The organism is Clostridium sp. RTP31139st1_H3_RTP31139_211217, assembly GCF_040227035.1.
In the GTDB taxonomy this organism is placed as follows: domain Bacteria; phylum Bacillota; class Clostridia; order Clostridiales; family Clostridiaceae; genus Clostridium; species Clostridium saudiense.
In genome coordinates, this window is sequence record NZ_JBCOAB010000007.1 from 93,377 (window position 1) to 112,602 (window position 19,226).

Genomic DNA, 19,226 nt, shown 5'->3' on the forward strand with positions numbered 1-19,226 from the left:
TCATTAAAGAATGGTGCAACTGTTGAAATAGTAGAAACAAGTGGAAGTTGGTACAAAATAAAATATGGAAGCGGATACGGATATGTTAGTAAGGACTACGTTACAGTAAGTTCAAGCAACAACAATTCAAGTTCAAATAATACTACAACAACACCATCTACAAGTACAACAGGAACAATAAAAGTTAATGATACATTGAATGTAAGAAGTGGAGCAGGAACAAGCTATTCAGTAATAGGATCATTAAAGAATGGTGCAACTATTGAAATAGTAGAAACTGTTAATTCATGGTATAAAATTAAATTTAACAATGGATATGGTTATGTATCTAAAGATTATGTAGTATTACAAAATAGAAGTATAGCTGAAAATGTTGCTATGAAAGAAGGAACTGTAGTTACGGTTGCATTAAAAGTAAGAGAAAGTAATAATTTTGAATCAGACATAATTGGAACAATAGCTATGGGTGAAAAGATTTCTGTTTTAGAAGATAATGGTGAGTGGAGTAAAATAAGCTATAAACAATCAAATGGATATATTTTAAATGAATATGTAGATTTTAATATAGCGTAATTAAAACTAGATGTGAGGGGTTATGTAATAATATTTTGTGGATATAATAAATATATACATAAAATAAAGATTACATAACTCTTTTAATTTATTGCTAGTAAAAATTTAAAATATGTGTTAAACTGAATAACCAATTATAAATAAGCAAAAGAGGAGTGGGCAAATGGAACTGTTTGTTACAGATTTAGATGGAACATTAATAAATAAGGATAGGAAAGTGACCCAAAAATCAGTTGAAATTATAAATAATCTTATTTCTTTAGGAATGAATTTCACAGTTGCAACTGCTAGAACACCAGCTACAGCTGTTGAAATATTACAAGATTTAAAATTAAAATTACCTGTAGCATTGATGAATGGTGTTTTAATATATGATACAAAAGAGTTAAAATATATTGATATAAAAGATATAAATACAGAATCAACATATAAAGTGTTAGATATTTTTGAAAAGTATAATAAAAATCCATTAGTATATGGAATTTTGGAAAATCATTTATGGGTATATCATAAAGAATTTGAACATGCTTATGAATATAATTTTTATAAGGAAAGAGCAGATAAAAAATTAAAAACATTTGTAAAGGTAACAGATTATAAAGAATCTGTATTGAAGTCAAATATAATTAATTTTGTTGCTTTTGATGAATATGAAAAAATAAAAAGCATCGCAGAAGAAATAAGTAAGATAGATGGTATAAATGTTAATTATTATAGAGATGTTTATGAAGATTGTTATTTCTTAGAGGCATATAGTAGTGAAGCCTCTAAAGCAAATGGAATTAAATATCTATCAAAATATATAAATTATGATAAAGTTATATGTTTTGGAGATAATGTTAATGACATACCAATGTTTGAATTAGCAGATGAATCATACGCAACTTCTAATGCAGCAGATGAAATTAAGAAAATAGCAACAGATGTTATAGGAAGTTGTGAAGAAGATGGAGTTGCAGAATTTCTTAAAAGTAGATTTGAATAATAAAATAGAAAAATAATTTAATAAAATGATAAATTGAAACAGTAAACTTATTTTTGTTGATAAAATAATAATAAGTTTACTGTTTTATTTATAAATTCATAAAAATTTTAACGGAAAATTCATATAAAGTTACAATGTAAACGTTGAATGAGATATAAAGCAATTAAATTCCTTAATTTAGGGAAAAAATAATTTTTGAATAAGGCTAGTAATATCAAGGGTTGAGGGTATATTTTATTTATAAAAAATAAAATGAAGAAAATATTGATAAATTGTTAAGTAAAATTAGATGAATATTGATAGATTTTCATAAAAAGATTGAAAAAAATATCAAAATAATATAACATTAATACAAGAGTAATTTCGGAAAAATAAAATATACCAAAAGGGGGAAATGATATGGATAACAAAAGAGACCAGTGGGGGACGAAATTAGGTTTTATTTTAGCTGCAGTAGGATCGGCAGTAGGTTTAGGGAATATATGGAGATTTCCGTATTTAGTATATGAAAATGGAGGAGGAGCATTTTTAGTTCCATATTTCTTTGCTATATTTACAGCAGGAATTCCTCTATTAATTTTAGAGTATGGAATGGGACATAAGTTTAGAGGGTCAACTCCATTAGCAATGGCAAGAGGAAATAAAAAGTGGGAATGGCTTGGATGGTGGCCAAGTATAACTGCTTTCTTCATACTTGGATATTATTCAATGATTTTAAGTTGGGCTATGAAGTATTTTACATTAAGCTTTAATAAAGGATGGGGAAGCGACCCAAATACTTATTTCTATGATGATTTCTTAAAGCTTACTGAATCACCATTTCAATTTGGTTCAGTAATATGGCCTGTATTAATTGGTATTTTATTAGTTTGGGCAATAAGTTGGTTTATATGCTATAGAGGTGTTAAAGGTGGTATAGAAAAATTAAATAAAGTATTACTACCTACATTAGTAGCTATAATGGTAATAATAGTAATCAGAGGTGTAACTTTAGAAGGTGCTACATTAGGTTTAAATAAATTATTTACTCCAGATTGGAGCAAGGTAATGGAACCTAAGGTTTGGATAGCTGCATATGGACAAGTATTTTATTCATTAAGTTTGGCTATGGGTATTATGATGACATATTCAAGTTATTTACCTAAAAAGACAGATATAAATAATAGTGCTTTTATGACTGGATTTGCAAACTGTGGATTTGAATTCTTATGTGCTATAGGGGTTTTTGCAATTTTAGGATTTATGGCAACAAGTCAAGGTGTTGGAATTGAAGAAGTTGTATCAAGTGGTATTGGATTAGCATTTATAGTTTTCCCAAAAGTATTTACTATTATGGGAACATGGGGAACAATATTAGGATGTTTATTCTTTGCTTGCTTAGTATTTGCAGGGTTAACTTCTTGTGTATCTTTAGTAGAAGCAGTTTCATCTGCAGTAATAGACAAAACTGGTTGGGAACGTAAAAAAGTAGTTTCTGGAATAGCATTAATAGGTGCAGTGGTAAGTGCTACATTTGCATCAGGTGCTGGATTATATATATTAGATATTATGGATAACTTCGTTAATTGTTATGGAATAGTAGTTGTTGGATTATTAGAAGCAATTGTTATTGGTTGGATAATAAAACCTTCAGTTATAAGAGAACATACAAATAAAACATCTTACTTTAGAATCGGTAAGTGGTGGGATTTCACTGTTAAATTTGTAACACCAACAATGTTAGCAATAATGTTAGTAAGTAACTTCGTAACTGAATTAAAAGCACCTTATGGCGGATATAATTTACCAGAATTATTTGCATATGGATGGTCAGTTATTGGTTTAGGTATTATAGGGGCATTATTATTCTCAAGAAGACCGTGGAATAATAAAGCAATAGAGAACTTTAAAGATGAAGATGAAGAAGAGATGAAAGAGGAGGTAGTTTAATTATGACAGCAACAGCAATAACTTACTTTGCTATTGGAGCAATTGTATTATGGGGTGGACTAATTACTACTTTAGTAATCTCAATAAAAAATGAAAAATAATTTATTAGGCAATCCAAATTAAACAATATACATTTAGCAAAGAAAGCGGAATCGCAAAAGCGATTCCGCTTTCTGGTTTGTCATATAGTTTAGGGTTTCACGTGTAAGTAACGAAAAAAAGAAGATATTATCTAATCCAAAATAAATTGCTAGGTAGCAGTGCAGTTGCTAATACAGAAAAAAATAAAAGTATTATAGGGGGAGGACCAATTATTGTATATAATCATTTTATTTTTGCGTTCCTACAATATAATAATGCAATTCACTTTTAGACAGGTTTCCTCATATTCTATAATATGAATTTAATGAGAAGGTGAAATTATATGTGTGGAATTGCTGGAATGGTAGACTTCAATAGAAATATACAAGAAATGAGAAATACTCTAACTAGGATGGTTAAAACATTGGAGAAAAGAGGACCTGATAGTGAGGGAGAGTATTATTCGAAGAATGTTTTGTTAGGACACAGAAGATTAATTGTTGTGGATCCAGAGGGCGGAAAACAACCTATGATAAAAATTGTAGGTGGTAAAAAGTATGTCATTGTTTATAATGGTGAACTTTATAATACAGAGGATTTGAGAAAGGAACTATTAAGTGAAAATTATACATTTGATGCATATTCAGATACTGAAGTATTATTAACAGCATATATTGCTTGGGGAATAGATGCTATTAATAAATTAAATGGAATATTTGCGTTTGCTATTTATGATGAGGATAAAAATCAAGTATTTTTAGCAAGAGATCCAATGGGGGTTAAACCTTTATTTTATTCAATTAAGGGGAGTGAAATAATCTTTGGTTCCGAAATAAAAACTATATTAGCACATCCTGAGGTAAAAGCAGAAGTTGATAGAGATGGATTAACAGAACTTTTTGCTTTAGGACCATCAGTGGCACCAGGAAGTGCAGTATATAAAGGAATAAAAGAAATAGCTCCAGCAAATTGTATGTTAATTACAAAGGGAAATGTTAAGGTTTGGGAGTATTTTAAGGTTAAAGCCGAAGAATTAAATGAAACTGTTGATGAATCAATTGAACATGCAAGAAGTTTATTAGTTGATGCTATAAAAAGACAATTAGTAGGTGATGTGCCAGTATGCACTTTCTTGTCAGGAGGGTTAGATTCATCTGCAATTTCAGCAATTGCAGCAGAAGAATTTAAGAATAGAGGTAAGCAATTAACAACTTATTCAATTGATTATGAAGGTAATGATAAATATTTTAAAGCATCATTATTTCAACCAACATCAGATCAACAATTTGCAGAATTTATGGCAAAAGAAATAAATAGTGATCATAGAACGGTTATTTTAAAACATGAGGATTTAGCAAAAGCTTTGAAAGAAGCAACTATTGCTCGTGATTTACCAGGGATGGCGGATATTGACTCATCATTATTACTATTTTGTAAGGAAATTAGAAAAGATTTTGTAGTTGGACTATCAGGTGAATGCGCAGATGAGCTATTTGCAGGATATCCATGGTTCACACATGATGAAATGATATATGCAAATACTTTCCCATGGTCAAGATCTGTTGGTGAAAGAAAGACAGTGTTAAATAAAAATCTACAAAATTTAAAAATTGAAGAACTTACTAATGAAGAATATTTAAAAACATTAAAAGAAGTACCACATTTAGATAATGAAGATAAAAGAACTTATAGAATGAGAGAGTTATTTTATTTGAATCTAAAATGGTTTATGGTAAATTTATTAAATAGAAAAGATAGAGTAAGTATGTATAATAGCCTAGAGGTTAGAGTTCCTTTTGCTGACTATAGAATAGTTAACTATGCTTTTAATTTACCACCAGAAGTTAAGCTTTTAGATGGAAGAGAAAAGGGACTATTAAGAAAGGCGCTTGTTGGAATATTACCTGATGAAATAGTATTTAGAAAAAAGAGTCCATATCCTAAGACTCATAATCCTATATATACAGAAATTGTTTGTAACATGATGAATGAAATACTAAAAGATAAAACTTCACCTATATTAGAAATAATAGATAAAGAAAAAGTGCAAGAAATAGTTGATACCGAAGGAAAGGCATATAAGACACCTTGGTATGGACAACTTATGACAGGTCCACAAATGATAGCATATTTAATTCAAGTAGATATGTGGTTAAGAGAATATAATGTTAATATACTAATATAGTTAGAAATGTTTATAGTATAGAAAGAATCATAAGGGGGAAGATTAGAACTAAAAGTGGTTTTAATCTTCTTTTTTATTATTTTAAGTAGCTGATTTAAATAGTTTTAAGTTAATGGTAAAGAAAAAAGATAAAGAATAGTTTGAATTTATTAAAAATAAAACATATATTGACAAAGAAAATTAGATAATTTATAATGAAACGCGAATAAAAAAAGGACTCATATAAATCTCTAATATGGTGGGATGTTTCTACGAAAAACCTTAAATTTTCAGCTATGAGTGAATTTAGTATATATTAACTCTATACGAATCATCTAAGAGTTATGGTGTATTAATTTCGCTATAGTAATTTATTGATTTTGAATATAGAGCAATATTATACTCATATAAAAATGTGATCATTTAGGAGGAGTAAACTTATGAAGAAAAAAGTTATGGCATTAGTACTTTTAGCACTAATGGTAACAGGTTTAGTTGGTTGTGGAAGCGATAACAACGCATCAAAATCAGAAGAAGGTAAATTAAAGGTTGGTATGGTTACTGACACAGGTACGATTGATGATAAATCGTTTAACCAAGGTACATGGGAAGGAATTAAGGAAGCAGAAAAGAGTTTTGGACTTGAAACAACTTTTATGCAACCTAATGGAGAATCAGAATCAAGTTATTTAACAGAAATACAAAACCTTTATGATTCAGGATATAAGTTTATAGTAACACCAGGTTACAAATTTGAAACAGCTATATATAAAGCTCAAAGTCAATATGAAGATGCAAAATTTGTTTTAATTGATGGAGAACCGAATGATGGTAATGATAATTATCTTGTAGCAGATAACACAGTTGCAGTATACTTTGCTGAAGAACAAAGTGGATTTATAGCTGGGGTTGCATCAGCAGTACAATTACAAGATGGTGATTTTGGATTTATTGGTGGAATGGAAATACCATCAGTTAAAAAGTTTAACTATGGATTCCAACAAGGTGTAGCATATGCTAACGAACATTATGGAACAAATGTTAGTTTAAAGGCTGAAAATATAGTTTACTCAGGATCATTCTCAGATACAGCTTTAGGACAACAATTATCAGCTCAAATGTATGATAATGGAGTTAAAGCAATCTTTACAGCAGCTGCTGGAGTTAATATAGGTGTAATTACAGAAGCTAAAACAAGAGTGGCTAATGGGCAAGAAGCATGGGTTATAGGTGTTGATTCAGATCAATATGATGATGGAATATATGAAGGTAATAAATCAGTAGTATTAACATCAGCTATTAAAAAGATTGATGAAGCAGCTTATCAAATAATAGAAGATGAAATAAATGGTGAATTCCCAGGTGGTCAAGTATTAAGATTTGATGCTAAAAATGATGCAGTTGGTATTCCAAGTGAAAATCCAAACTTAAGTGATGATACAATTGCAAAAGTTAATGAAGTAATAGATGCTATTAAAGCAGATAAAATTGAAGTTAAAACTGAATTATAGTATTGATATAAAATTAGGACTATGTAATAATGCATAGTCCTTTTTGATTATTATTATTATTATTATTATGGAGAAATATATATTAAATGTAAATTAATTCAATTAGAGTAAAATATATATAAATATAATTAATAGTATATTTTTAGTAAGATAAATCTTTAAAAATAAAAAATATAAATAATATTGACAGAGAAAAAATTTTTAAATATAATAGGACACGAACGATAAAACAACTCATATAGGTCCCAGATATGGTGGGATGTTTCTACCGAAAGCCGTGAATTTTCGACTATGAGTGAACTTAGTACAAAAAACTCGATACGAATATTAATAGAGTTAAGACGTATTATTTTCACTTTGGAAATAATACGTCTTTTTATATGGATTTAAGTAGATAGATTTTTGATATGAGTATTTAGGAGGAACGTACAAATGAAGAAAAAAGTTATGGCATTAGTACTTTCAGCACTAATGGTAACAGGTTTAGTTGGGTGTGGAAATAACAATGATAATTCAGCAGATTCTAAGGAGTCAACATTAAAGGTTGGTATGATTACTGACTCTGGTACAATTGATGATAAATCATTCAATCAAGGTACTTGGGAAGGAATAATAGAGGCTGAAGAAAAGTTAGGAATTGAAAAGAATTATTTAAAGCCTTCTGGAGAAACAGAAGCTGATTATTTAACAGAAATTCAAAATCTTTATGATTCAGGTTATAAATTTATAGTAGGGCCAGGTTTTAAGCTTGAAACAGCTATATATAAGGCACAAGAAAAATATCAAGATGCTAAATTTGTTATACTTGATGGAGCACCTATGGATGAAGATGGAAACTATGTTGTAGCAGATAATACAGTTGCAATACAGTTTGCTGAACACGAGGGTGGATTTGCAGCAGGTGTTGCAGCAGCAGTTGAATTACAAACTGGTGATTTTGGATTTATAGGTGGTATGGAATCTTCAGCAGTTAAGAAATTTAACTTTGGATTCCAACAAGGTGTAGCTTATGCAAATGAAAACCTTGGAACAAATGTTAGTTTAAAGGATGAAAATATTGTTTATTCAGGTTCATTTAGTGATTTAGCATTAGGTCAACAATTAGCAGCTCAAATGTATGATAGAGGTGTTAAAGTAATATTTACTGCAGCTGGTGGAACTGGTATGGGTGCTATAACAGAAGCTAAGACAAGAGCTGTTAATGGTGAAGAAGCATGGATTATTGGTGTTGATTCAGATCAATATGCTGATGGTATTTATGAAGGAAATAAGTCAGTAATTTTAACTTCAGCTATTAAGAAAGTTAATGTAGCGTCTTATAAAATGATAGAAGCTGAATTAAATAATGAATTCCCAGGTGGGCAATCATTAATATTTGATGCTAAAAATGATGCTGTTGGTATTCCAGAAGAAAATCCAAATTTAAGTGATGAAACAGTATCTAAAGTTAGTGAAGTATTAGAAGCTATAAAATCAGGTCAAATAGAAGTTAAAAGTGAATTATAATATTTATAATAAGAAATACCTATGTTAATTTTATTAACATAGGTATTTTTTAAAAATAATATTAATAAATAGAATTGAAAGTATTTGGTTAAATAACATAGTAATAAAAAGATAAAATTGTATAAACATACGTTTTGATGAAAAAATACATAAAAAATCAAAAAAACCAAAAAATATAGAAAATAAAACTAATATTGACAATAAAAAAGATATAAATTATAATAAAAGCAGATAATAAAATGACTCATATAAGTCCCAGATATGGTGGGATGTTTCTACCGGAAGCCAAAAAGTTCCGACTATGAGTGAATTTGATATATATGAACTCTATAATAAAATCAAAAGAGTTACTACGTATTAATTTCACTTTAGAAATTAATACGTTTTTTTTTTGAATAAAAAGAGTAGAGTACGTATTGAGATCAGCAAAAAAGGAGCATTTAGGAGGAAATCATTTATGAAAAAAAAGATTATTTCATTAGCGCTTTCAGCATTAATGGTAACTGGATTAGTTGGATGTGGAAGCAACGACAGTAATTCAGGAAACTCAGGAAATTCATCAGAAACAACATTAAAGGTTGGTATGGTTACAGACTCAGGAACAATTGATGATAAGTCATTTAACCAAGGAACTTGGGAAGGTATAATTAAAGCTGAAAAAAATCTTGGAATTGAAAAGAACTACATGCAACCAGGTGGAGAAACTGAAGCTAACTACTTAACAGAAATACAAAATTTATATGATGCAGGATACAAATTTATCGTAACTCCAGGTTTCAAATTTGAAACTGCTATCTATAAAGCTCAAGAACAATATAAAGATGCACAATTTGTTATAATTGATGGTGAACCAAATGATGGTAAAGATAACTATGTTGTAGGAGATAACACAGTTGCAATATACTTTGCTGAAGAACAAAGTGGATTTGCAGCAGGTGTTGCAGCAGCTGTTGAATTACAAACTGGTGATTTAGGATTTATCGGTGGTATGGAAATACCAGCAGTTCAAAAGTTTAACTATGGATTCCAACAAGGGGTTGCATATGCTAATGAACATTTTGGATCAAATGTTACAATAAAAGCTGAAAATGTAGTTTATTCAGGATCATTCTCTGATACAGCTTTAGGTCAACAATTAGCAGCTCAAATGTATGATAGTGGTGTTAAAGCAATATTTGCTGCAGCTGGTGGAGTTGGAACTGGTGTTATAACAGAAGCTAAGACAAGAGTTGTTAACGGTGAAGAAGTATGGGTTATAGGGGTTGACTCAGACCAATACGCTGATGGTATATATGAAGGGGACAAGTCTGTAATCTTAACTTCAGCTATAAAGAAGATTGATGAAGCAGCTTATCAAATGATTGAAGCACAATTAAATGGTGAATTCCCAGGTGGACAAGTATTAACTTTCAATGCTGAAAATGATGGTGTTGGTATACCAGCAGAAAATCCAAACTTAAAAGATGATACTGTTACTAAAGTTAACGAAGTATTAGATGGAATTAAGAATGGTGAAATAGAAGTTAAAACAGAATTATAAAATATACTTATAATGGGGCTATGTTAAAGAGATTTACATAGCTCTTTTTATGTGTAAAATTCAATCATAAAAATTAATAGTATACACGAATTAAAAAAGTGTATTTAATAAGGCATTTATTTCCAGTAAATGTTAAAATTTATTTAAAGTAAATAAAAATTAATTTAGTATTTAAAAAATAAATGTAAATAATTGTAGAAAAAGTGGATTAAATTTATGGAAAAAATGACAAAGAGATAGCTTTGTTATGGGGATTTTAACAATAAGATGTAAAAATAATTAATATAGTATATTATTTATAAAAATCAATGAAAAAAATGTTGAAAATACGAATTATATAAATTATACTTAAAATGAAGTTCGTATATAATTATTCGATTATATTTGTAAGTATATTAAATTATAATATACTTAAATTAATTAATAATATATGTTTATAAAATATTTTTTTAGAGGAGGATATCCATGGAATATGTAGTTGAGATGCTAAATATCCGTAAAGAGTTTCCAGGGATCGTAGCAAATGATAATATTACCTTACAGCTAAAAGAAGGAGAAATACATGCTCTTTTAGGTGAAAATGGTGCTGGTAAGTCAACATTAATGGGAATGTTATTTGGTATGTACAAGCCGGATAGAGGTTGTATAAAAGTTAGGGGAAAAGAAGTAAAAATATCTAATCCTAATGTAGCAAATGATTTAGGAATCGGAATGGTTCATCAGCATTTTAAATTAGTAGATAATTTTACAGTTACAGAAAATATAATTTTAGGATGTGAACCTAGAAAAGGATTAACTGTAGATATTAAAACAGCAGCAAAAAAAATTGAAGAATTATCTAAGCAATATGGATTAAATGTTGACCCTTATGCAAAAATAGAAAATATTTCTGTTGGAATGCAACAAAGAGTTGAAATATTAAAAATGCTTTACAGAAATGCAAATGTGTTAATATTCGATGAACCAACAGCGGTATTAACTCCTAGTGAAATTGATGAACTAATTTCAATTATGAAAAATATGACTAAAGAAGGTAAGTCTATTATCTTAATTACTCATAAATTAAAAGAAATCAAGGAAGCAGCTAATAGATGTACAGTTATTAGAAGAGGTAAATACATAGGAACAGTTGATGTAAAAGATACTACAGAAGCTGATATGGCTAAAATGATGGTCGGTAGAGAAGTATCATTTAAAGTTGAAAAGACTGAAGCAAAGCCAAAAGATATAGTTGTTAAAATAGAAGACCTTTGCGTTAATAACAATAAAAAAGTACTTGGATTAAAGAACTTCTCATTAGATATCAGAGCAGGAGAAATTGTTGGTATTGCCGGAGTTGAAGGTAATGGACAAACTGAATTAGTTGAAGCTTTAACTGGTATGAGAAGTGTTGAGTCAGGTAATATTATATTCAAAGGAAGAAATATAGTAAAAGATTCAATACGTGAGAGAATAGACGATGGTATGGCACATATTCCAGAAGATAGACATAAAAGAGGATTAATCCTTGATTATACAATGGAAGATAATATGGTGCTTAAAGCTTATAAAAAGAAGCCATTTTCTAATAAGGGATTAATTAATAGAGCAAAGATTAGCGAATATGCACAAAAAATTATAGAAACATTTGATGTTAGATCAGGAGAAGGTGGAAAATCTATTGCAAGATCTTTATCAGGTGGTAACCAACAAAAAGGTGTAATTGGACGTGAAATAGAATCTAATCCAGACTTCTTAATTGCTGTTCAACCAACAAGAGGGTTAGATGTTGGTTCAATAGAATATATTCATAAAAGATTAGTTGAACAAAGAGATTTAGGAAAAGCTGTTTTATTAGTATCTCTTGAATTAGATGAAGTTTTAAATGTATCTGACAGAATAGCTGTTGTTAACAATGGTGAATTAGTAGGTATAGTTAATGCTAGTGAAACAAATGAAAATGAAGTTGGTTTAATGATGGCCGGCATAAAGAAGGAGGAAGCTTAGTGCATAAGAATCAATTATTAAAATCTTTAATGGCAGTAGTTTTAGGATTACTTGCAGGATTTTTATTAATGCTAGCAATGGGATTTAACCCAATAGATGGTTATACATATCTATTTAAGGGTGGGCTTATGAATCCTCAAAGAATAGGAAACTCAATTGCAACTGCAACACCATTAATTCTTACAGGGTTATCTTTTGCATTTGCTAATAAAACTGGATTATTTAACATAGGTACTCCAGGTCAAATGTTAGCTGGTGGTTTTACTGTAACTGCAATAGGGTTATTAGTTGATTTACCATCACCTATATTATTACCATTAATGATTATATGCGGTATATTAGCTGGAGCAATTTGGGCAGCTGTACCTGGAGCTTTAAAAGCATTATTTAACGTTAATGAAGTTGTTTCTGCAATCATGATGAACTGGACTGCATATTGGATAGTTTATTATATGGTTCCACTACATTTAAAAGGAACTACTGAAACAGAATCAGCTAGATTAGCAGATACAGCAAGTTTAAAGGCTGATTGGTTATCTAACATATTAGGTGGATCATACATAAATTATGGAATATTCCTAGCATTAATTTCAGTATTAGTTGTTTGGTTCCTTTTAAATAAGACTGTTTTAGGATATGAATTAAAGGCAGTTGGATACAATAAGTTTGGAGCTGAATATGCTGGTATGCCTGTAAATAGAAATATAGTTGTATCTATGATGATAGCAGGAGGACTAGCTGGATTAGCTGGTGTTGCTCAATATATGGGTAACTCTACAGTACTTCAAATAGGTGTAATGCCATCACAAGGGTTTGATGGAATAGCTGTTGCCTTATTAGGTAATAACAGTCCATTTGGAGTATTATTATCAGCATTATTCTTTGGAGTATTATATGTTGGTAAAGGATTCATGAATGCCAATGTTAAAGTACCACCAGAATTAGCTGATACAATAATAGCTACAATTATCTATTTTGCTGCAACTAGTGTTGTTATGGATAGAGTAATTAAGAGTATAAAGAAAAAAAGAAATGACAAGAAATTAAAAACATCTGGTGAAAGGGCGGTGGAAAAATAATGTGGGATATAATAGTACAAATTTTTCCTTATGCAATAGCGTATACTATACCTATGCTAATTACTGCTTTAGGAGCACTTTATTGTGAAAGAAGTGGTATTGTAAATATAGGATTAGACGGATTTATGATAGTAGGTTCTTTTGCTGGAGCATTAACAATATCAAAACTTCAAGCAGCAGGCATTAATGGAGCGTTATGGATAGGACTTTTAGTTGCTGCAATAGTTGGAGCTTTATTCTCACTTTTACACGCATTTGCAAGTATTAATTTAAATGCAGACCAAGTTATAAGTGGTACAGCTATTAATATGATGGCTGGAGCATTAACTGTATTCTTAGCAAGAAATATTACTGGTAGTGGTAATATAAGAATAACTTTAGGTTTTTTACCAAAAAGTATTCCAGTATTAAAAGACATTCCTGTAATAGGACCATTATTCTTTACAAAAACTTATGCTACAACATGGTTAGTATTAGCAATATTAATAATAAGTGCATTCTTATTATATAAAACTTCATTTGGATTAAGATTAAGATCTTGTGGAGAAAACCCACAAGCTTCTCAAGCAGCTGGTATCAATGTAATGAGAACTAGATATATGGGTGTTATAATATCAGGTGCATTAGCTGCTTTAGGTGGATGTATTATATTAGTAACATATTCAGGTGAGTTTAATGGTAGTGTTGCTGGATTAGGATTCCTTTCATTAGCAGCATTAATATTTGGACAATGGAGACCTTTAGGAATATTAGCATCAACATTCTTCTTTGGATTTGCATCAACATTAGCAAATGTTGCGCAAGTAATACCAGAGTTATCTAATATACCATTAGTTGTTTTAAAGGTATTCCCTTATATAGTTACATTAATTGCATTAATTATATTCTCAAGATCTTCACAAGCACCAAAAGCTGCCGGGGAAATATTTGATGCAAGTAAGAGATAAAGTTATTTTTAAAAAGGAACTGATTTTCAGTTCCTTTTTTGTTTTTAATCATTTTTGTAAAATTTTATAAAAAATAATGTATGGAAAATTAAAGAAATGTATTATAATTAATGTATTATGATTAATTTTAATTTATAATACATACAAATTGACTTCTAATTTAAAATGAACTTTTAAAATTTAACAAAATAAGAAGTCATAAATAAAAGATGTCTAGTGTAGCAATTTATTATCTAAAATATGAAGTGCTAACAATGGACAAGCTTATAAAGTAAATTGGGGATATAAAAAAATAAAGGGGGATTACTTAATGAAAAAAGTAAAAATAGCCTTGCTAGGATTAGGAAATGTAGGTAGAGGTGTATTTACAATCCTACAACAAAACAAAGACGAGATAATGAAAAGATCAGGATATGAAATTGAGGTATCTAAAGTATTAGTACGAGATGTTACTAAAAATAGAGGTGTAGCTGTTCCTGAAGAAGTATTAACTACTGATTTTGAGGAAATATTAAATGATGACTCTATAAAAATAGTGGTAGAAGTTATGGGAGGAATAGATCCAGCTAAAGAATATATGATGAGAGCTATGGAAGCTAAAAAGCATATAGTAACTGCAAATAAAATGCTACTTGCCACAGCTGGAGATGAAGTATTTGAGAAGGCTGAAGAGATGGGAATCATGTTCCAATATGAAGCAAGTGTGGCAGGAGGAATTCCTATTATTAATGGAATAAATGAAAATCTTACAGCTAATAAAATAAATGAATTATTTGGAATAGTAAATGGTACAACTAATTACATTCTAAGTAAAATGGAACTAGAAAATTTAGATTTTGATGAAGTATTAGAAGAAGCAAAGCAAAAGGGATATGCCGAGGCAGATCCAACTTCAGATATTGATGGATATGATGCGCAATATAAGCTTGCTATATTAGCTTCATTAGCTTTTGGAACAAAGGTTAAAGTTAATGATGTATATAGAGAAGGAATAACAAAGATAAAGCCTATAGATATGAAATATGCAAGCGATTTTGGAATGTCTATAAAGTTATTAGCAATTGCTAAAGATGATAATGGAAAACTTGAACTTAGAGTTCATCCAACAATGATTCCTGAAACTCATCCATTAGCAAATGTATATGATTCATTTAATGCTATTTTTATTAATGGTAATGCTGTTGGAGATTTAATGTTTTATGGTAGAGGAGCAGGAGATTTACCAACAGGTAGCGCTGTAGTTAGTGATATTATTGCTATTTTAAGAGGAAATATTGATACAGATAACAATAATCCAGTTATAAGAAATAACTTATGGGAAAAGAAAATAAAAGATATTAATGAAGTGGAAAGCAGATATTATATTAGAGTTACTGTAGATGATAAACCAGGTGTACTTGGACAAATAACTACAATATTTGGAGCAAATAGAGTAAGTTTGAAATCTGTTATTCAAAAGGGAAGAAAAAATGACGAAAATGTTGAAGTGACTTTAGTTTTAATAACTCATAAGACTAAGGAATATTTAATAAAGGATTCAATAGATAAGTTGTATGATTTAAGAACTGTTAAAGATGTTGAAAATATAATAAGAATTGAAGATTTTAATTAAAAGTTATAAAAAATGCTCATTCAGAGGTATAAAAATAACCTCTGAATGAGCATTTTTAGGTAATTTAAGTAGAATGACAAAAAATTATTGTTCAACGTACTTTTTATAAAGTCCCAACAATAATTGAATATGATATTCTTCATCTAATATTATTCTTTTAATAATATCATTTATATTTTCATCATTGATTTTTGTTATTGTTTCTTTATATTGTTTTATTGCAGATTTTTCATCATTTATATCAACTGTTAAGATATATTTTAGTGATGATAAATCATAATCAACAAGTTTAGAAGACCAATAATGTGGTTTCTTATTATTAATCCAATAACCAGGTTCTGCTCCAAGTTGTACTAATATTTCACCAAGTAATTCTAAGTGATGCATTTCTACAATTGATATTCCACGAAGTGTTTGAGAAACTTCAATGTTTTCATAGACATAAGATATTTGATGATAAGTATACTGTGCAATTGCATCAAATTCAGAAATAGAACTTGCATAATTTTGTAAAATTAAATCAATGTATTGAGGATTTTTATCTTTAACATTTACTTCTGGATATGGAAGATCTACAGAATACATTTAAAATACTCCTTACTTTAATATACTAAACATTATATGTTATGAAGTTAAAAGCCAATTTGTTAATTAAGTAATAAACATAAAAGGTATATGGAAAAATAAATTATAGTTAATAAATAAAAAATAGAAATGACATAAAAAATAAAGCTTAAGTTTAAGCTTTATTTTTTTTATATTTAATTAGAATAATTTGTATATTAATTAGTTTTACGGAATTAATCTTGAAAGAGCTTTTGATAATCTTTGAGATTTAAATACTGAGTAATTATTTTCAAGATAGTTTTGATAATTTTCTTCACTAATAATACCTTCATATACAAAAGTTTTATTAGGAATCTCTAGTAAGTCCATAGGTTTAATAACTTCAGGAAGCTTGTCCGTTTTGTATATACCACTATTAATAAGCAGTTCAGCTACGAATTGAGAGCAGAAATAATACTTTTCTCTTTTAAGAGGTCTATTGAAATATGCAGTCACTGTACCAAGAACGCTATATTTATAATCATCTTTATTTTTAAAGAAATTATCTATTGAATTTTGTAAATATGTTAACTGTTCATCTGTAACATCAATTTTATATACTAAGCACTTACTTTTAGGATACATTGCAAAAACACCAGAATAAAGATTTTCTTCAACTAATCCAGCAGGTAAAACTTTTGAAGGGATTTTACGTCCAAAAGAAAACATCTGAGTAAATGAAGCATCTAAAGAAAGCGAAACATGAGAGTATTCCTTTTGAGTAAAAAGTGCAATTATATTTGAAAATGTAGTACCAGTTCTTGAGAGTACTATATATATGTGTTTATTGTTCAAAATAACCCCCGCCTTTAAATAAGTAGTTATTTACTAAAAATTCCTAGTAAATGTAATATTAAGTATTTCTTTAAGTTATGAAAGACTTATTTTATATTTTACACTAAATTTGATGAACTGTTAATAATTATTTTACAAAATTCATGTTATCTTTAATTACATCTCTTTATTAAATAAACTTGATATGTTATTATGTGTTAATACGATATAGATTATAGTTCAATTGAAGGGATGTTGATTAAATGCAATTTAAATTTAAATACAACGAAAAAGAATATATATTAAATGAACAGAACTTAGAGTACTTCGTAAATGATGAAGTTAATCCAATTATGGATGTTAATGAGGAAAAAATAATAGAAATTTTAAATAATAGTGATAAAGTTGATTTTTCAAAGGCATATTTTGATTTGCCATGTGAAAATTGTAAAACAGGATTAGAAGAAAAAAAGAAATTTTTTGATTTTTTAGGATTTAATTTTTACATATATGCAAAAGATAGAAAATATGTTGTTAGCACATTAGATAGAGAATATGAAGGAATGAGTTTTAATAGATTACAAAAAAGTGGAAAAGTTAATGAAAGTTATATAGTAATAATCAATGTTTGTAAGCATTGTGGAAGTTATTCAATAGAAATAGAGGAATTTGAAGTATAGGTAAGACGTTGAAAGTTAAAAATGACAAGTAACAAGTTAAGCGAGAAGTTTCTGAAGAGATAATTTAAAAAATTAAGTTTGGTAGAATTAATTTTTCAATTTATTAATTGGTACTTGGCACTTATCGTTAAATAAAGTGTATTATATACGACCTTTTGTGAAAAAATAAAGCTGAAGGGAGTGTGTTTTTTAATGAGCGATAAGATAAAAGATAAGAAATATCAAAAAGGAGAAAGAAGACAAAAACTTCACCAAAATCAAAATAATGTAGGTAATGATAAAAATCCTAGTGAATATAAAAGTTTTGATGGAGAAAATCTTTAATTAATTTTGATAAAAGCAATATAAGTTTATTGAATTGAAACTCAGCTTGATGGCTGAGTTCTTTTTTGATATTATAAAAATATTAAAACTTTAGGGAGTGGGTTTATGAATAAAATTTTAAAAGTTGGAGTTGTATTAATAGGAGTAAGTGCTGCAGTAATTGGACTTGTAGGGTGTGCTTCAAATAATGCCTCTAAAGAAGAAAATAAAAATGATCAAGCATGGAATCAAAAAGTAGAAGCGCCAGAAGAATTACCTATAGCAACAATAAAGATTAAAGATTATGGAACCGTTGTAGCTGAATTATATCCTGATAAGGCTCCTAATACGGTGAATAATTTTATTTCATTAGCAAATTCAGGTTTTTATGATGGATTAACTTTTCATAGAATAATAAAAGGATTTATGATACAAGGAGGATGTCCAGAAGGAACTGGAACAGGAGGACCTGGATATTCAATTAAAGGAGAATTTACTAAAAATGGATATGAGTATAATAATTTAGCTCATACAGAAGGTGTTTTATCTATGGCTAGAGCAAATGATCCCGATTCAGCAGGAAGTCAATTCTTTATTATGGCGGAAGAAGCACCACATTTAAATGGACAATATGCTGCATTTGGTAAAGTAACTGAAGGATTAGATATTGTTAAGACTATAAATTCAGTAAAAACAAATTCAAATGATAAACCATTAACAGATGTTATTATTGAAGAGATAAGAGTGGATACAAAAGGAATTGATTATTCTGAACCTGTAAAAATAGAAGAATAAAATTTATTTACATATAAAATAAGAAAGAACTATACAGAAAATTATTAATTTTAAAGTGGACCCTATGTCAAGGACATTAAAAAAAGGGGCTAAGCTGCTAAAAGCTGATTTCTGTATTTTACAGGAGTCAGCCTTTTTAAATTCCATTGATAACG

General features: G+C 28.8%; 17 protein-coding genes and 3 riboswitches. Of the genes, 15 read left to right on the forward strand and 2 right to left on the reverse strand.

Translation table 11 applies throughout. The features are described from left to right. The 12 genes from ABUA17_RS05000 to ABUA17_RS05055 all read left to right on the forward strand — a co-directional run. Positions 1 to 573, forward strand: a 573-nt coding sequence (locus ABUA17_RS05000) for an SH3 domain-containing protein (RefSeq protein ID WP_349817871.1), incomplete at its 5' end; no start/stop codon positions are given. A gap of 163 nt (positions 574 to 736) precedes the next feature. Further along, positions 737 to 1,558, forward strand: a complete 822-nt coding sequence (locus tag ABUA17_RS05005; protein WP_055291187.1) for a Cof-type HAD-IIB family hydrolase — start codon at positions 737 to 739, stop codon at positions 1,556 to 1,558. Between the two features lie 399 nt (positions 1,559 to 1,957). After that, complete coding sequence (locus ABUA17_RS05010) at positions 1,958 to 3,487, forward strand: sodium-dependent transporter (protein WP_042402107.1); 1,530 nt, start codon at positions 1,958 to 1,960, stop codon at positions 3,485 to 3,487. Positions 3,488 to 3,489: 2 nt separating this feature from the next. Next, positions 3,490 to 3,588 carry a MetS family NSS transporter small subunit gene (locus ABUA17_RS05015; protein ID WP_154821263.1) on the forward strand — a complete coding sequence of 33 codons (99 nt, stop codon included), beginning with the start codon at positions 3,490 to 3,492 and terminating at the stop codon, positions 3,586 to 3,588. Positions 3,589 to 3,911: 323 nt separating this feature from the next. Continuing rightward, the gene (gene asnB / locus ABUA17_RS05020) at positions 3,912 to 5,753 is read left to right on the forward strand and encodes an asparagine synthase (glutamine-hydrolyzing) (RefSeq protein ID WP_042402108.1); all 1,842 of its coding nucleotides are present in this window, start codon (positions 3,912 to 3,914) and stop codon (positions 5,751 to 5,753) included. A gap of 198 nt (positions 5,754 to 5,951) precedes the next feature. After that, a riboswitch (purine riboswitch) is annotated at positions 5,952 to 6,049 on the forward strand. A gap of 123 nt (positions 6,050 to 6,172) precedes the next feature. After that, positions 6,173 to 7,243, forward strand: coding sequence for a BMP family lipoprotein (locus ABUA17_RS05025; RefSeq protein ID WP_042402110.1), 1,071 nt, complete (start codon positions 6,173 to 6,175; stop codon positions 7,241 to 7,243). A 214-nt stretch (positions 7,244 to 7,457) separates the two neighbouring features. Next, a riboswitch (purine riboswitch) is annotated at positions 7,458 to 7,555 on the forward strand. A 120-nt stretch (positions 7,556 to 7,675) separates the two neighbouring features. Beyond that, entirely contained in the window at positions 7,676 to 8,749 is a 1,074-nt protein-coding gene (locus ABUA17_RS05030; protein ID WP_042402112.1) for a BMP family lipoprotein, read from the forward strand. Positions 8,750 to 8,973: 224 nt separating this feature from the next. Beyond that, positions 8,974 to 9,071, forward strand: a riboswitch (purine riboswitch). Positions 9,072 to 9,206: 135 nt separating this feature from the next. After that, the gene (locus ABUA17_RS05035; RefSeq protein ID WP_042402115.1) at positions 9,207 to 10,289 is read left to right on the forward strand and encodes a BMP family lipoprotein; all 1,083 of its coding nucleotides are present in this window, start codon (positions 9,207 to 9,209) and stop codon (positions 10,287 to 10,289) included. Between the two features lie 465 nt (positions 10,290 to 10,754). Further along, positions 10,755 to 12,275, forward strand: coding sequence for an ABC transporter ATP-binding protein (locus ABUA17_RS05040; RefSeq protein ID WP_042402117.1), 1,521 nt, complete (start codon positions 10,755 to 10,757; stop codon positions 12,273 to 12,275). Continuing rightward, on the forward strand, positions 12,275 to 13,354 hold the full coding sequence (locus ABUA17_RS05045) for an ABC transporter permease (RefSeq protein ID WP_042402118.1): 1,080 nt from the start codon (positions 12,275 to 12,277) through the stop codon (positions 13,352 to 13,354). The genes ABUA17_RS05040 and ABUA17_RS05045 overlap by 1 nt, the downstream gene beginning before the upstream one ends. Next, positions 13,354 to 14,301, forward strand: a complete 948-nt coding sequence (locus tag ABUA17_RS05050; RefSeq protein WP_042402121.1) for an ABC transporter permease — start codon at positions 13,354 to 13,356, stop codon at positions 14,299 to 14,301. The genes ABUA17_RS05045 and ABUA17_RS05050 overlap by 1 nt, the downstream gene beginning before the upstream one ends. Positions 14,302 to 14,611: 310 nt before the next feature. Then, the gene (locus tag ABUA17_RS05055) at positions 14,612 to 15,913 is read left to right on the forward strand and encodes a homoserine dehydrogenase (protein ID WP_042402123.1); all 1,302 of its coding nucleotides are present in this window, start codon (positions 14,612 to 14,614) and stop codon (positions 15,911 to 15,913) included. 84 nt (positions 15,914 to 15,997) lie between these two features. Here ABUA17_RS05055 and ABUA17_RS05060 read toward each other — a convergent pair whose 3' ends face one another. Together ABUA17_RS05060 and ABUA17_RS05065 are read right to left on the reverse strand one after the other, a co-directional pair. After that, positions 15,998 to 16,498 (reverse strand): ferritin-like domain-containing protein, encoded by a 501-nt coding sequence (locus ABUA17_RS05060; protein WP_042402126.1) that lies wholly within the window; start codon positions 16,496 to 16,498, stop codon positions 15,998 to 16,000. 207 nt (positions 16,499 to 16,705) lie between these two features. After that, entirely contained in the window at positions 16,706 to 17,314 is a 609-nt protein-coding gene (locus ABUA17_RS05065) for a hypothetical protein (protein ID WP_042402128.1), read from the reverse strand. 242 nt (positions 17,315 to 17,556) lie between these two features. Here ABUA17_RS05065 and ABUA17_RS05070 point away from each other — a divergent pair, with 242 nt between their 5' ends. The 3 genes from ABUA17_RS05070 (at position 17,557) to ABUA17_RS05080 (ending at position 19,071) form a co-directional block, all read left to right on the forward strand. Next, a complete protein-coding gene (locus ABUA17_RS05070) occupies positions 17,557 to 17,973 on the forward strand; it encodes a DUF3785 family protein (protein ID WP_055292232.1) in 417 nt (138 codons plus the stop codon). 192 nt (positions 17,974 to 18,165) lie between these two features. Beyond that, complete coding sequence (locus ABUA17_RS05075; protein ID WP_260457856.1) at positions 18,166 to 18,297, forward strand: clostri-philic family protein; 132 nt, start codon at positions 18,166 to 18,168, stop codon at positions 18,295 to 18,297. Between the two features lie 105 nt (positions 18,298 to 18,402). After that, positions 18,403 to 19,071, forward strand: coding sequence for a peptidylprolyl isomerase (locus ABUA17_RS05080; RefSeq protein ID WP_042402134.1), 669 nt, complete (start codon positions 18,403 to 18,405; stop codon positions 19,069 to 19,071). Positions 19,072 to 19,226: the final 155 nt, after the last annotated feature.

What these genes read in the sequence shown, in the direction of transcription:
- ABUA17_RS05005 (WP_055291187.1), top strand. Translation starts at nt 737, where the DNA reads ATGGAACTGTTTGTTACAGATTTAGATGGAACATTAATAAATAAGGAT.
- ABUA17_RS05010 (WP_042402107.1), top strand. Translation starts at nt 1,958, where the DNA reads ATGGATAACAAAAGAGACCAGTGGGGGACGAAATTAGGTTTTATTTTA.
- ABUA17_RS05015 (WP_154821263.1), top strand. Translation starts at nt 3,490, where the DNA reads ATGACAGCAACAGCAATAACTTACTTTGCTATTGGAGCAATTGTATTA.
- asnB (WP_042402108.1), top strand. Translation starts at nt 3,912, where the DNA reads ATGTGTGGAATTGCTGGAATGGTAGACTTCAATAGAAATATACAAGAA.
- ABUA17_RS05025 (WP_042402110.1), top strand. Translation starts at nt 6,173, where the DNA reads ATGAAGAAAAAAGTTATGGCATTAGTACTTTTAGCACTAATGGTAACA.
- ABUA17_RS05030 (WP_042402112.1), top strand. Translation starts at nt 7,676, where the DNA reads ATGAAGAAAAAAGTTATGGCATTAGTACTTTCAGCACTAATGGTAACA.
- ABUA17_RS05035 (WP_042402115.1), top strand. Translation starts at nt 9,207, where the DNA reads ATGAAAAAAAAGATTATTTCATTAGCGCTTTCAGCATTAATGGTAACT.
- ABUA17_RS05040 (WP_042402117.1), top strand. Translation starts at nt 10,755, where the DNA reads ATGGAATATGTAGTTGAGATGCTAAATATCCGTAAAGAGTTTCCAGGG.
- ABUA17_RS05050 (WP_042402121.1), top strand. Translation starts at nt 13,354, where the DNA reads ATGTGGGATATAATAGTACAAATTTTTCCTTATGCAATAGCGTATACT.
- ABUA17_RS05055 (WP_042402123.1), top strand. Translation starts at nt 14,612, where the DNA reads ATGAAAAAAGTAAAAATAGCCTTGCTAGGATTAGGAAATGTAGGTAGA.
- ABUA17_RS05060 (WP_042402126.1), bottom strand. Translation starts at nt 16,498, where the DNA reads ATGTATTCTGTAGATCTTCCATATCCAGAAGTAAATGTTAAAGATAAA.
- ABUA17_RS05070 (WP_055292232.1), top strand. Translation starts at nt 17,557, where the DNA reads ATGCAATTTAAATTTAAATACAACGAAAAAGAATATATATTAAATGAA.
- ABUA17_RS05075 (WP_260457856.1), top strand. Translation starts at nt 18,166, where the DNA reads ATGAGCGATAAGATAAAAGATAAGAAATATCAAAAAGGAGAAAGAAGA.
- ABUA17_RS05080 (WP_042402134.1), top strand. Translation starts at nt 18,403, where the DNA reads ATGAATAAAATTTTAAAAGTTGGAGTTGTATTAATAGGAGTAAGTGCT.